At 62.5% G+C, this 13,924-nt stretch carries 9 protein-coding genes and 3 rRNA genes; 7 read left to right on the top strand and 5 right to left on the bottom strand.

Annotated features, from left to right (window positions below; translation table 11 throughout):
- Positions 1-17: 17 nt before the first annotated feature.
- From atpD to ACZYZ9_RS12690, 3 genes are read left to right on the top strand one after another with little or no spacing between them, the layout of a single operon-like run.
- Entirely contained in the window at positions 18-1,472 is a 1,455-nt protein-coding gene (gene atpD / locus ACZYZ9_RS12700; RefSeq protein ID WP_463826613.1) for a F0F1 ATP synthase subunit beta, read from the top strand.
- A gap of 33 nt (positions 1,473-1,505) precedes the next feature.
- A complete protein-coding gene (locus tag ACZYZ9_RS12695; RefSeq protein WP_463826612.1) occupies positions 1,506-1,871 on the top strand; it encodes a F0F1 ATP synthase subunit epsilon in 366 nt (121 codons plus the stop codon).
- Positions 1,872-1,879: 8 nt separating this feature from the next.
- Complete coding sequence (locus tag ACZYZ9_RS12690) at positions 1,880-2,323, top strand: DUF2550 domain-containing protein (RefSeq protein WP_463826611.1); 444 nt, start codon at positions 1,880-1,882, stop codon at positions 2,321-2,323.
- Positions 2,324-2,338: 15 nt separating this feature from the next.
- Here the strand turns inward: ACZYZ9_RS12690 and ACZYZ9_RS12685 are convergent, their stop codons facing one another.
- Complete coding sequence (locus ACZYZ9_RS12685; protein WP_463826610.1) at positions 2,339-2,926, bottom strand: cob(I)yrinic acid a,c-diamide adenosyltransferase; 588 nt, start codon at positions 2,924-2,926, stop codon at positions 2,339-2,341.
- Positions 2,927-2,997: 71 nt separating this feature from the next.
- Here ACZYZ9_RS12685 and murA point away from each other — a divergent pair, with 71 nt between their 5' ends.
- The 4 genes from murA to rrf all read left to right on the top strand — a co-directional run bounded on the left by murA (position 2,998) and on the right by rrf (position 9,681).
- A complete protein-coding gene (gene murA, locus ACZYZ9_RS12680) occupies positions 2,998-4,251 on the top strand; it encodes a UDP-N-acetylglucosamine 1-carboxyvinyltransferase (protein WP_463826609.1) in 1,254 nt (417 codons plus the stop codon).
- 303 nt (positions 4,252-4,554) lie between these two features.
- Positions 4,555-6,084, top strand: a 16S ribosomal RNA gene (locus tag ACZYZ9_RS12675).
- Between the two features lie 278 nt (positions 6,085-6,362).
- Positions 6,363-9,472 (top strand): 23S ribosomal RNA (locus ACZYZ9_RS12670).
- 95 nt (positions 9,473-9,567) lie between these two features.
- Positions 9,568-9,681 (top strand): 5S ribosomal RNA (rrf, locus tag ACZYZ9_RS12665).
- Together the 16S, 23S and 5S rRNA genes form the textbook arrangement of a ribosomal RNA operon.
- A gap of 152 nt (positions 9,682-9,833) precedes the next feature.
- Here the strand turns inward: rrf and ACZYZ9_RS12660 are convergent.
- The 4 genes from ACZYZ9_RS12660 to ACZYZ9_RS12645 all read right to left on the bottom strand — a co-directional run bounded on the left by ACZYZ9_RS12660 (position 9,834) and on the right by ACZYZ9_RS12645 (position 13,884).
- Positions 9,834-10,331 (bottom strand): methylated-DNA--[protein]-cysteine S-methyltransferase, encoded by a 498-nt coding sequence (locus ACZYZ9_RS12660; protein ID WP_463826608.1) that lies wholly within the window; start codon positions 10,329-10,331, stop codon positions 9,834-9,836.
- On the bottom strand, positions 10,328-11,854 hold the full coding sequence (locus tag ACZYZ9_RS12655; RefSeq protein ID WP_463826607.1) for an AlkA N-terminal domain-containing protein: 1,527 nt from the start codon (positions 11,852-11,854) through the stop codon (positions 10,328-10,330). The genes ACZYZ9_RS12660 and ACZYZ9_RS12655 overlap by 4 nt, the downstream gene beginning before the upstream one ends.
- Before the next feature lie 64 nt (positions 11,855-11,918).
- On the bottom strand, positions 11,919-12,134 hold the full coding sequence (locus ACZYZ9_RS12650) for a hypothetical protein (RefSeq protein WP_463826606.1): 216 nt from the start codon (positions 12,132-12,134) through the stop codon (positions 11,919-11,921).
- A gap of 109 nt (positions 12,135-12,243) precedes the next feature.
- On the bottom strand, positions 12,244-13,884 hold the full coding sequence (locus ACZYZ9_RS12645; protein ID WP_463826605.1) for an adenylate/guanylate cyclase domain-containing protein: 1,641 nt from the start codon (positions 13,882-13,884) through the stop codon (positions 12,244-12,246).
- Positions 13,885-13,924 lie beyond the last annotated feature (40 nt).

Genomic DNA, 13,924 nt, shown 5'->3' with positions numbered 1-13,924 from the left:
AGGAAGCGATAGAAGTTATGACCGCAACAGACGAAAAGAACGACACCAAGTCGGGCGGCTCCGACACCAACGGACGCGTGGTCCGGATCACCGGTCCTGTGGTCGACGTCGAATTCCCGCGCGGTTCGGTCCCGGAGCTCTTCAACGCGCTGCACGCCGACATCGAGTACGAGGCGATGAAGAAGACGCTCACCCTCGAGGTGGCCCAGCACCTGGGGGACAACCTGGTGCGCACCATTTCGATGCAACCCACCGACGGCCTGGTGCGCGGCGTCGACGTCACCGACACCGGCAAGTCGATCTCGGTGCCGGTCGGTGAGGAAGTCAAGGGTCACGTCTTCAACGCCCTCGGCGTCTGCCTGGACGAGGAGGGGTACGGAGAAGACTTCGACCACTGGTCGATTCACCGCAAGCCACCGTCCTTCGAGGACCTCGAACCGCGCACCGAGATGCTCGAGACCGGCCTGAAAGTGGTCGACCTGCTCACCCCGTACGTGCGCGGCGGCAAGATCGCACTGTTCGGCGGTGCCGGCGTGGGCAAGACGGTTCTGATCCAGGAGATGATCAACCGTATTGCCCGAAACTTCGGTGGCACTTCGGTTTTCGCCGGGGTGGGGGAGCGGACCCGCGAGGGTAACGACCTGTGGGTCGAGCTCCAGGAAGCCGACGTCCTCAAGGACACCGCGCTGGTGTTCGGTCAGATGGACGAGCCGCCCGGCACCCGTATGCGGGTGGCGCTGTCCGCTCTCACCATGGCCGAGTGGTTCCGTGACGAGGCCGGTCAGGACGTGCTGCTGTTCATCGACAACATCTTCCGGTTCACCCAGGCCGGTTCGGAGGTGTCCACGCTGCTCGGTCGGATGCCGTCCGCGGTGGGATACCAGCCCACCCTGGCTGACGAAATGGGCGAGCTGCAGGAGCGCATCACCTCGACCCGAGGCAAGTCCATCACGTCCATGCAGGCGGTGTACGTGCCCGCCGACGACTACACCGACCCGGCGCCGGCGACCACCTTCGCCCACCTGGACGCCACCACGGAGTTGTCGCGTTCGGTCTTCTCCAAGGGCATCTTCCCGGCGGTGGACCCGCTGGCCTCCAGCTCGACCATCCTGGACCCCAGCGTGGTGGGCGACGAGCACTACCGCGTGGCCCAAGAAGTGATTCGAATCCTGCAGCGTTACAAGGACCTTCAGGACATCATCGCCATCCTCGGTGTCGACGAGCTCTCCGAGGAAGACAAGCAGCTGGTCAACCGGGCCCGGCGTATCGAGCGGTTCCTCTCGCAGAACATGATGGCTGCCGAGCAGTTCACCGGACAGCCGGGTTCGACGGTGCCGGTGAAGGAGACCATCGAGGCCTTCGACAAGCTGACCAAGGGCGATTTCGACCACGTGCCCGAGCAGGCCTTCTTCCTGATCGGCGGACTCGAGGACCTGGCCAAGAAGGCCGAGAAGTTCGACGTCAAGCTGTGATCGTGCAACGGCCAACTCGAAAGGTGGTGTGACATGGCGGATCTGAACGTTCAGATCGTCGCTGTCGACCGAGAGATCTGGTCGGGCGAGGCGACGTTCCTGTTCACCCGCACCACCGTCGGCGAGATCGGCATCCTGCCGCACCACATTCCGTTGGTGGCGCAACTGGTCGACGACGCCATGGTCCGGGTGGAACGGGAAGGCGAAGACGACCTGCGGATTGCGGTGGACGGTGGCTTCCTGACCGTGACCGAGGACGGCGTCAGCGTCCTGGCCGAATCGGCGGAGTTCGAGAAAGACATCGACGAGAGCGCCGCCAGACAGGATTCGGAATCAGACGATCCCCAAACGGCCGCCAGGGGGCGCGCCAGATTGCGCGCCATCGGCGCGATCGACTGACCCACACGATGAGCGCGCCCATGGTCGGCATGGTCGTGCTCGTCGTCCTGCTGGGGACGGCCGTCCTGGCTTTGAGTTTCCGGCTGTGGAAACTGCGTCAGGGCGGCACCGCGGCCATCATGCGGGACATCCCGGCAGCGGGCGGGCACGGTTGGCGCCACGGGGTGATCCGTTACCGCGGTGGCGAAGCCGCGTTCTACCGGTTGTCCAGTTTGCGGCTGTGGCCGGACCGTCGGTTGAGCAGACGCGGTGTGGAAGTGGTTGCCCGACGAGCCCCACGCGGCGACGAATTCGACATCATGTCCGACGAGATCGTGGTGCTGGAGCTGCGCGATACTACCCAGGAGCGTCGGCTGGGTTACGAAATCGCCTTGGACAGAGGTGCTTTGACGGCATTTCAGTCGTGGCTGGAGTCCCGGCCGTCGCCGCGTGCGCGTCGCCGCGACGCCTGACCCTGGCCGGCGCCGTTACTGCTGTTCGCCACCCTGGCCGCCGCCCGGACGCCATAGGACGTCGCCGCCCGGGTTGGCCACCCGCGACAGGATGAACAGCAGATCCGAGAGCCGGTTCAGGTACTTCGCCGGTAGGACGCTGACATCGTCGGGATGAGCATTCACCGCTGCCCACGCCGACCGCTCGGCGCGCCGGGCGACCGTCCGGGCGACGTGCAGTAACGCCGACAGCGGTGAACCGCCCGGCAGCACAAAGGAATTCAGGGCCGGCAGGCCCTCGTTGTAGCTGTCGCACCAACTTTCGAGCCGGTCGATGTAGGCCTGGGTGATGCGCAGCGGCGGATACTTCGGGTTGTCCACCACCGGAGTCGACAGGTCGGCGCCGGCGTCGAACAGGTCGTTCTGGATCTGCCGCAGCACATCGCCCAGCTGCTGGTCGGGCGCACCCACCGCCACCGCGACACCGATCGCGGCGTTGGCTTCGTCACAGTCGGCGTAGGCGACCAGCCGCGCATCGGTCTTGGCGACCCGTGAGAAATCGCTCAATCCCGTCGTGCCGTCGTCGCCGGTGCGGGTATATATGCGGGTCAGATGGACTGCCATGGGCCAAACCGTACCGGGCTGGCCGGGTCGGCCGACTGACAAGGGGCATACCCCTTCACTAGACTGACCCGGTGGCGGAGCGATTCGTGGTGACCGGCGGCAACCGGTTGTCGGGTGAAGTCGCCGTCGGAGGCGCCAAGAACAGCGTGCTCAAGCTGATGGCCGCCGCCCTGCTGGCCGAAGGCACCAGCACCATCACCAACTGCCCGGACATCCTGGACGTGCCGCTGATGGCCGAAGTGTTACGGGGCCTGGGTGCCACCGTCGAACTCGACGGCGACGTCGCGCGGATCACCTCACCGGACGAACCGAAGTACGACGCGGACTTCGCGGCGGTCCGTCAGTTCCGGGCCTCGGTCTGCGTGCTGGGACCGCTGGTGGGCCGGTGCAAAAAGGCCAGAGTCGCGCTGCCGGGCGGAGACGCGATCGGGTCGCGCCCCCTGGACATGCACCAGGCGGGCCTGCGCCAACTCGGCGCGCAGTGCAACATCGAGCACGGATGTGTTGTCGCACAAGCAGATACGCTGCGGGGCGCGGAGATTCAGCTCGAATTTCCCTCGGTCGGGGCGACCGAGAACATCCTGATGGCCGCTGTGGTGGCCGAAGGCGTCACCACCATCCACAACGCGGCACGCGAACCCGACGTGGTGGACCTGTGCACGATGTTGAACCAGATGGGCGCGCAAGTCGAAGGCGCCGGTTCGCCGACCATGACCATCACCGGGGTGCCCCGGCTGCATCCGACCGAGCACCGAGTCATCGGTGACCGGATCGTGGCGGCCACCTGGGGGATCGCCGCCGCGATGACCCGCGGCGACATCACGGTGACGGGAATAGATCCGTCCCATCTGCAGTTGGTGCTGCACAAGTTGCATGATGCGGGCGCGACGGTCACCCAGACCGACAGCAGTTTCCGTATCGCGCAGTACGAGAGGCCGAAGGCGGTCAACGTCGCGACGTTGCCCTTTCCCGGCTTCCCGACCGACCTGCAGCCGATGGCGATCGCGCTGGCCTCGATCGCCGACGGCACCTCGATGATCACGGAGAACGTCTTCGAGGCGCGGTTCCGGTTCGTCGAAGAGATGATCCGACTCGGGGCGGACGCCCGCACCGACGGGCACCACGCCGTGGTGCGCGGGCTGCCCCAACTGTCCAGTGCTCCGGTGTGGTGCTCGGACATCCGGGCCGGCGCGGGCCTGGTGCTGGCCGGCCTTGTGGCAGACGGGGATACCGAGGTCCACGACGTGTTTCACATCGATCGCGGCTACCCGTTATTCGTCGAGAACCTGGCGATTTTGGGAGCAGAGATCGAGCGGGTACAGTAGCCAACGTTCACGCCCAACGGCGAGATCACCTCCCAAAAGATGATCGAAACCAGGGCTTGACTCTCCAGCCGGATGTGTATTAAGCTGGCAGGGTTGCCCCGAATCGGGCAGAACATGCAGTAAAAAGTGTTGTTTGAGAACTCAATAGTGTGTTTGGTGTTTTTGTTTGTTGTTGTTTTTTGACTACATTCCGCACCCCCCGTGTGTGGGTGTAGTCGTTTTTTCAGATGCCAGTTCATGGTGTCTTTTTGTTAGGTCAGATTTTCTCTGATTGTGAATTCACCTCGGTTTCCGAGGAGTTTTTGTTTGGAGAGTTTGATCCTGGCTCAGGACGAACGCTGGCGGCGTGCTTAACACATGCAAGTCGAACGGAAAGGCCCTTCGGGGTACTCGAGTGGCGAACGGGTGAGTAACACGTGGGTGATCTGCCCTGCACATCGGGATAAGCCTGGGAAACTGGGTCTAATACCGGATAGGACCACGGGATGCATGTCCTGTGGTGGAAAGCTTTTGCGGTGTGGGATGGGCCCGCGGCCTATCAGCTTGTTGGTGGGGTGACGGCCTACCAAGGCGACGACGGGTAGCCGGCCTGAGAGGGTGTCCGGCCACACTGGGACTGAGATACGGCCCAGACTCCTACGGGAGGCAGCAGTGGGGAATATTGCACAATGGGCGCAAGCCTGATGCAGCGACGCCGCGTGGGGGATGACGGCCTTCGGGTTGTAAACCTCTTTCACCATCGACGAAGGTTCGGGTTTTCCCGGATTGACGGTAGGTGGAGAAGAAGCACCGGCCAACTACGTGCCAGCAGCCGCGGTAATACGTAGGGTGCGAGCGTTGTCCGGAATTACTGGGCGTAAAGAGCTCGTAGGTGGTTTGTCGCGTTGTTCGTGAAATCTCACGGCTTAACTGTGAGCGTGCGAGCGATACGGGCAGACTTGAGTACTGCAGGGGAGACTGGAATTCCTGGTGTAGCGGTGGAATGCGCAGATATCAGGAGGAACACCGGTGGCGAAGGCGGGTCTCTGGGCAGTAACTGACGCTGAGGAGCGAAAGCGTGGGGAGCGAACAGGATTAGATACCCTGGTAGTCCACGCCGTAAACGGTGGGTACTAGGTGTGGGTTTCCTTCCTTGGGATCCGTGCCGTAGCTAACGCATTAAGTACCCCGCCTGGGGAGTACGGCCGCAAGGCTAAAACTCAAAGGAATTGACGGGGGCCCGCACAAGCGGCGGAGCATGTGGATTAATTCGATGCAACGCGAAGAACCTTACCTGGGTTTGACATGCACAGGACGCCGGCAGAGATGTCGGTTCCCTTGTGGCCTGTGTGCAGGTGGTGCATGGCTGTCGTCAGCTCGTGTCGTGAGATGTTGGGTTAAGTCCCGCAACGAGCGCAACCCTTGTCTCATGTTGCCAGCGGGTAATGCCGGGGACTCGTGAGAGACTGCCGGGGTCAACTCGGAGGAAGGTGGGGATGACGTCAAGTCATCATGCCCCTTATGTCCAGGGCTTCACACATGCTACAATGGCCGGTACAAAGGGCTGCGATGCCGCGAGGTTAAGCGAATCCTTTTAAAGCCGGTCTCAGTTCGGATCGGGGTCTGCAACTCGACCCCGTGAAGTCGGAGTCGCTAGTAATCGCAGATCAGCAACGCTGCGGTGAATACGTTCCCGGGCCTTGTACACACCGCCCGTCACGTCATGAAAGTCGGTAACACCCGAAGCCAGTGGCCTAACCCTTTGGGAGGGAGCTGTCGAAGGTGGGATCGGCGATTGGGACGAAGTCGTAACAAGGTAGCCGTACCGGAAGGTGCGGCTGGATCACCTCCTTTCTAAGGAGCACCACGAAAAGCACTCCAATTGGTGGGGTGCGAGCCGTGAGGGGTTCTCGTCTGTAGTGGACGGGACTCGGGTGCACAACAACAAGCAAGCCAGACACACTATTGGGTCCTGAGGCAACACTCGGGGTATCACCCGGCTGTTGTCCCACCATCTTGGTGGTGGGGTGTGGTGTTTGAGAATTGGATAGTGGTTGCGAGCATCAAACGAAGACGTCGCCGTTCACGGTGGCGTGTTCTTTTGTGCAATTTTATTCTTGGTTTTGTAGTGTTTGTAAGTGTCTAAGGGCGCATGGTGGATGCCTTGGCATCGAGAGCCGATGAAGGACGTGGGAGGCTGCGATATGCCTCGGGGAGCTGTCAACCGAGCTTTGATCCGAGGATTTCCGAATGGGGAAACCCAGCACGAGTGATGTCGTGTTACCCGTACCTGAATATATAGGGTACGGGGGGGAACGCGGGGAAGTGAAACATCTCAGTACCCGTAGGAAAAGAAAACAATTGTGATTCCGCTAGTAGTGGCGAGCGAACGCGGAAAATGGCTAAACCGTATGCATGTGATACCGGGTAGGGGTTGTGTGTGCGGGGTTGTGGGAATGATCTTCTTGGTTCTACCTGACCAGGAGGCAGTCAGAAAGTGTCGTAGTTAGCGGAAGTGGCCTGGGATGGTCTGCCATAGACGGTGAGAGCCCGGTACGCGAAAACTTGGCACCTGCCTTGATCAATCTCCCGAGTAGCAGCGAGCCCGTGGAATTTGCTGTGAATCTGCCGGGACCACCCGGTAAGCCTAAATACTTCTCGATGACCGATAGCGGATTAGTACCGTGAGGGAATGGTGAAAAGTACCCCGGGAGGGGAGTGAAAGAGTACCTGAAACCGTGCGCCTACAATCCGTCAGAGCCTCCTTGTGGGGTGATGGCGTGCCTTTTGAAGAATGAGCCTGCGAGTCAGGGACATGTCGCAAGGTTAACCCGTGTGGGGTAGCCGCAGCGAAAGCGAGTCTGAATAGGGCGCATCCCCGTAAGGGGTGTAGTGGCATGTTCTGGACCCGAAGCGGAGTGATCTACCCATGGCCAGGGTGAAGCGCGGGTAAGACCGCGTGGAGGCCCGAACCCACTTAGGTTGAAGACTGAGGGGATGAGCTGTGGGTAGGGGTGAAAGGCCAATCAAACTCCGTGATAGCTGGTTCTCCCCGAAATGCATTTAGGTGCAGCGTTGCGTGGTTCACCACGGAGGTAGAGCTACTGGATGGCCGATGGGCCCTACTAGGTTACTGACGTCAGCCAAACTCCGAATGCCGTGGTGTCAAGCGTGGCAGTGAGACGGCGGGGGATAAGCTCCGTACGTCGAAAGGGAAACAGCCCAGATCGCCGGCTAAGGCCCCAAAGCGTGTGCTAAGTGGAAAAGGATGTGCAGTCGCAGAGACAACCAGGAGGTTGGCTTAGAAGCAGCCACCCTTGAAAGAGTGCGTAATAGCTCACTGGTCAAGTGATTGTGCGCCGATAATGTAGCGGGGCTCAAGCACACCGCCGAAGCCGCGGCACATCTACTTTTGTAGGTGTGGGTAGGGGAGCGTCCCTCATTCAGCGAAGCCATCTGGTAACGGGTGGTGGAGGGTGGGGGAGTGAGAATGCAGGCATGAGTAGCGAATAGGCAAGTGAGAACCTTGCCCGCCGAAAGACCAAGGGTTCCTGGGCCAGGCCAGTCCGCCCAGGGTGAGTCGGGACCTAAGGCGAGGCCGACAGGCGTAGTCGATGGACAACGGGTTGATATTCCCGTACCCGTGTGTGCGCGCCCGTGATGAATCAATTGTGCTAACCACCCAAATGGTCGCTGATCAATCCCTTCGGGGTGCGACGGTGACCGGCTGCGTGGGACCCCGGTTGGTAGTAGTCAAGCGAAGGGGTGACGCAGGAAGGTAGCCGTACCAGTCAGTGGTAATACTGGGGCAAGCCCGTAGGGAGAGCGATAGGCAAATCCGTCGCTCATTAATCCTGAGAGGTGACGCATAGCCGATTGAGGCGAATTCGGTGATCCTCTGCTGCCAAGAAAAGCCTCTAGCGAGTTCACACACGGCCCGTACCCCAAACCAACACAGGTGGTCAGGTAGAGAATACCAAGGCGTACGAGATAACTATGGTTAAGGAACTCGGCAAAATACCCCCGTAACTTCGGGAGAAGGGGGACCGGCATGCCGTGAACACCCTTGCGGTGGGAGCGGAAACCGGTCGCAGAAACCAGTGAGAAGCGACTGTTTACTAAAAACACAGGTCCGTGCGAAGTCGCAAGACGATGTATACGGACTGACGCCTGCCCGGTGCTGGAAGGTTAAGAGGACCCGTTAACTCGTAAGGGTGAAGCGGAGAATTTAAGCCCCAGTAAACGGCGGTGGTAACTATAACCATCCTAAGGTAGCGAAATTCCTTGTCGGGTAAGTTCCGACCTGCACGAATGGCGTAACGACTTCTCAACTGTCTCAACCATAGACTCGGCGAAATTGCACTACGAGTAAAGATGCTCGTTACGCGCGGCAGGACGAAAAGACCCCGGGACCTTCACTATAGCTTGGTATTGTTGTTCGGTACGGTTTGTGTAGGATAGGTGGGAGACTGTGAAACTCTAACGCTAGTTAGGGCGGAGTCGTTGTTGAAATACCACTCTGATCGTATTGGACACCTAACGTCGAACCGTATATCCGGTTCACGGACAGTGCCTGGTGGGTAGTTTAACTGGGGCGGTTGCCTCCTAAAATGTAACGGAGGCGCCCAAAGGTTCCCTCAACCTGGACGGCAATCAGGTGTTGAGTGTAAATGCACAAGGGAGCTTGACTGCGAGACTTACAAGTCAAGCAGGGACGAAAGTCGGGATTAGTGATCCGGCACCTCTGAGTGGAAGGGGTGTCGCTCAACGGATAAAAGGTACCCCGGGGATAACAGGCTGATCTTCCCCAAGAGTCCATATCGACGGGATGGTTTGGCACCTCGATGTCGGCTCGTCGCATCCTGGGGCTGGAGCAGGTCCCAAGGGTTGGGCTGTTCGCCCATTAAAGCGGCACGCGAGCTGGGTTTAGAACGTCGTGAGACAGTTCGGTCTCTATCCGCCGCGCGCGTCAGAAACTTGAGGAAACCTGTCCCTAGTACGAGAGGACCGGGACGGACGAACCTCTAGTGCACCAGTTGTTCCACCAGGAGCACTGCTGGATAGCTACGTTCGGACAGGATAACCGCTGAAAGCATCTAAGCGGGAAACCTTCTCCAAGATCAGGTTTCTCACCCTCTAGGAGGGATAAGGCCCCCAGCAGACCACTGGATTGATAGGCCAGACCTGGAAGCTCAGTAATGAGTGCAGGGAACTGGCACTAACCGGCCGAAAACTTACCAACACAACCAATCGCAACCACTATCTGTTCCCCGGCTTGATTGCCGTGGACACCACACCCCCCATCAACACAACTTGCACGTGCGAATTAAATAGAGTTACGGCGGCCACAGCGACAGGGAAACGCCCGGTCCCATCCCGAACCCGGAAGCTAAGCCTGTCAGCGCCGATGATACTGCCCTTTTCGGGTGGAAAAGTAGGACACCGCCGAACATACACAAAAACACCCCCATTCATTTGGGGGTGTTTTTGTATTTCCGGAAATGGTTCACCATGGATATCTGGGAGCGTATCGCCAGCGCGCGGAATGGCCGTTGAGTTCGCCGTGCGGTTGAGACTTTCGGCCGCCCGGTTCCCGGGGCGGCTCAGTCGAACAGTGTCGGCTCGGCCGGCACCCGCCGGCGCTCCAATTCGAGCAGCGTCTGCTTGCGGTCGAGTCCACCGCCGTACCCGGTCAACTTCCCGCCGGCTCCGATGACCCGATGGCACGGCACGATGACGGCGATCGGATTGTGGCCGTTGGCCAGCCCGACCGCACGCGCGGCGCCGGGAGCGCCGATCTGCCGAGCGATTTCCCCATAGGACCGGGTTTCGCCGTAGGGAATCGTGGTCAATGCCGTCCAGACCCGGCGCTGGAATTCGGTGCCGCACAATTCCATCTCGACATCGAAATCGCTGAGGTCGCCGGTGAAATAGGCATCCAACTGTTTGACCGCGTCATCGAACGCGCTGTCGTCCAGATGCCAATCGGCGCGACTGGGCTCATACGTCTGGTCCACCATGCGCAGATTGGTCAGCACCCCGTCCCGGCCGGCCAGCGTCAGCGGGCCGATCGGGCTCTCGATAGTGCGATAGACGATCATGCGATTTCCTTTGACGAATTCTGGGACGACGAATTCCGGGGCGGCGAGTCCTGAAGCGGCCACACATTGACCGGATGTTCGAGCGTGGTCCACAGATGCTGGGTGGCATAGGAGCGCCACGGCCGCCAGCGTGCGCTGTGGGCCACCAGGGCCCGCTCCTGCTCGGGCAGTCCCAGTGTTCTGGCTGCCGTCCGCAAGCCGAGGTCGCTGGCCGGAAAGGCGTCGGGATCACCCAGGCCGCGCATGGCGATCACCTCCGCAGTCCACGGACCGATACCGGGCAGATCGAGCAGTCGTCGTCGCGCGCGGGCCCAGTCGCAGCCGGGGTCGAGGATGACACGGCCCGCGGCCAACGCGTCGATCAGTCCGGTCACCGTCCGGCGCCGCGTTTGCGGCACGGCCAGATGGACTGGGTCGATGTCGGCGAGTTGCTCGACGGACGGGAAGGTGTGGGTCAACCCGCCGGCGGGATCCTGCACCGGGTCGCCGTAGGCCGCCACCAACCGTGCGGCGTGGGTGCGGGCGGCTTTGGTCGATACCTGCTGCCCGAGCACCGTCCGAATTGCCAGTTCGGACTCGTCGACCGTGCGCGGGATGCGTTGTCCCGGCGCCTTGGCAACCGCTGCGGCCAACTCCGGGTCGCTGCTCAGCGCTTCGACCACCGCTTCGGGATCGGCGTCGAGGTCCAGCAGCCGTCGGCACCTGGCAGTGGCGCTGGCCAGGTCGCGAAAGTCATCCAGCACCAGCAGGCAGCGGACGTGGTCGGGGGCAGGTGTCAAGGTCACCACACCGTTGCCGTGGGCGAGTCGCAACGTCCGACGCAGCGAGCCGGCGCGGACCTCCTCGCACCCCGGCACCGCGGTGGCCGCCAGGTGGCCGAACACGCCCTCGTAGGCGAACGGGGTGCGGGCCGGAAGGCGCAATGTGAGCGTTCCGGCGGTGGGGAGCGCTGGACGACGCCCCGCCGCCCGGGCGCGCAGCGCCGTCGGCGTGCTGTCGCACGTCAGTCGCACCGTGTCGTTGAACTGCCGGATGCTGGAAAATCCGGCGGCAAACGCGACGTCGCCGAAGGGCAGGTTCGTGGTCTCGATCAGCACCCGGGCGGCCTGCATCCGTTGGGCGCGGGCCAGGGCGAGCGGGCCGGCGCCCACCTCAGCCTGCAGCAACCGCTCCAGCTGCCGGGTGGTGTAACCGAGGCGGATGGCCAGTCCGGTGACGCCTTCGCGGTCCACCGTGCCGTCGGCGATGAGTCGCATCGCCCGCGCCACGACGTCGCCGCGCACGTTCCACTCCGGCGAACCCGGGGAAGCGTCCGGACGACACCGCTTACAGGCTCGGAAGCCTTCGCGCTGGGCGGCCGCCGCCGTCGGGAGGAACCGCACGTTGCGGGCCAGTGGCGGCGGCACCGGGCAGCTGGGCCGGCAGTAGATCCGGGTGGTCAGCACCGCGATGACGAACCAGCCGTCGAACCGGGCGTCCTTGGCCTGGACCGCCCGATAGCAGCGTTCGAAATCGTCGTGCACCCTTCAACAGTTACACCGTCGGGCCGACATGACTGGCGGAAAAACGACATCAGGGTGCAGCGGATCAGTCCCCGCCGCCGCACCCGCCCCCGCAACCGCTGTCGCCGCTGCAACCGTCGCCGCCACCGCCGCAACCTCCGTCGCCGTCGTTGCGCCGGGAGCGGCGCCCGGCGTCCCAGTCGTCGCTGCGTGGATCTCGCAGGGCGCTGATCGCGGCCCTCGCGCCCAGCAGAACGAGGGATGCCAGCACCCCGCAGATTATCCAGCCGGCGCTGTCCATGGGCACAGGCTACTCGCGTCAGCAAACACTGCAAGGGCGTATACCTGGCGCTTGCGCCCACTACCGCAACCGTCGGCGCCGCAACTGCCTGCGCCGTACAGCGGCAGCACTACTTCTTTTGTTCAGCCTGCTTTGCGGGTTCAGCCGGCTCAGCGGGCGAGGCCAGCCGGGTGCGGTGATCGTGGCCACGCAGTTTGACGTGTCTGCCCAGCGTCCACCGCGCCTGCTCTTCCTCGCTGGCGTCTTCCACCGTCTGCGCCGACGCCAGCAACCGTCCCGGTTTGGATTTCGCCAACTCGCACAGCCGTGCGGCCTCGTTGACCGGCTCGCCGATCACCGTGTACTCGAAGCGCTCCTTGGCGCCGACATTGCCGGCGACCACCTGCCCGGCCGCCACGCCGATACCCGCTTTGCATTCGGGCATTTCCTTGGCCAGCCGGTCGGCGATCGACCGGGCCGCGGCCAGCGCCGAGTCCTCGGGGGAATCGAGATGATTCGGGGCTCCGAAGATCGCCAGCGAGGCGTCGCCCTCGAATTTGTTGACCAGGCCGCAGTGTGCGTCGACCTCCTCGACGACGATCGTGAAGAACCCGTTCAGCATCTGCACGACCTCAGCGGGCGGGCGTTTGCTCACCAACTGCGTCGAGCCGACGATGTCGATGAAGACGACGGCGACGTGGCGTTCCTCGCCGCCGAGCTTGGGTTTTTCGCGTTCGGCGGCCAACGCCACTTCACGCCCGACGTGGCGACCGAACAGATCGCGCACCCGCTCGCGCTCGCGCAGCCCGTCGACCATCGTGTTGAATCCCCGCTGCAGCTCACCGAGCTCGGTGCCGTCGAACACAACCAGGTCGCCGCGCAGGTCGCCCTGCTCGACGCGCCTGAGCGCTGATCGCACCACCCGCACCGGGGTGGCCGTCAGCCACGCCAGGATCCACATCAACGTGAAACCGAAGATCAGCGTGACCGTCGAGATGATCAGCACTCCGACCGCGAACTGGGTCTGAGTCAGGTTGCGCAGCACCATCTCGAAGACCGCCATCAGGCCGATGCCGACGACGGGCACACCCGAACCGAGCAGCCACACCAGGATGGTGCGTCCCATGATGCCCGAGGACAGTCGCCGGGGCGGGGGTCCGGCCTCGAGTGCTTTTGCGGCAACCGGCCGCAGGGCGAACTCGGTGAGCAGATAGCTGCTGGTGGTCACCAACAGCCCGCAAAAGCCAACCGCCACCAGGAATCTCGGGACGAACATGGTGTTGGCGATCCCGTAGAGGATGGTCAGCAGTGCGGTGCCGATGCCCCACAAGATCAGATGGCCGACCGCGACACGCCACGGGGCCATGAAGGTGTTGCGTTCATCCTTCTCGGTGGGTGCGCGGTCCTCGATCGCCCAGCGCAACGACTCCACGGTGCCGCGGGTGATCCCGTAAGTGCCTACCGCCAGTGCGACGACGATGTAGCTCGGGTTGACGATGAACGTGAGCCAGATCGGTGCGTCGTCGAAAATGCTCGGCACCGGCACGGCGACGGTCACCAGCAACACGGCGACGGCGATGCCGATCAGATTCGCCCCCAGAATGAGGACGGTCATGATCACCTGGATGCGGACCCGTCGGCGGTGCGGGTCTTCTGCGACACGTCCGAGCAGCCAGGAGCCGTACGCGGGGGTATCCGGTCGTCCGCTCTGCCGGGTCAGCTTCTCCAGCAAGCGGCCCAACCGCTGGGCAAAGGTCGGCTTGGACGGCATCGTGGCGCCAGCCTAGTTTGTCGAGACGTTGCAGGCTCGC

The sequence above is a fragment of the Mycobacterium sp. IDUB_28 genome (assembly GCF_055419285.1).
This window is presented reverse-complemented; position numbering and strand designations above follow the sequence as displayed.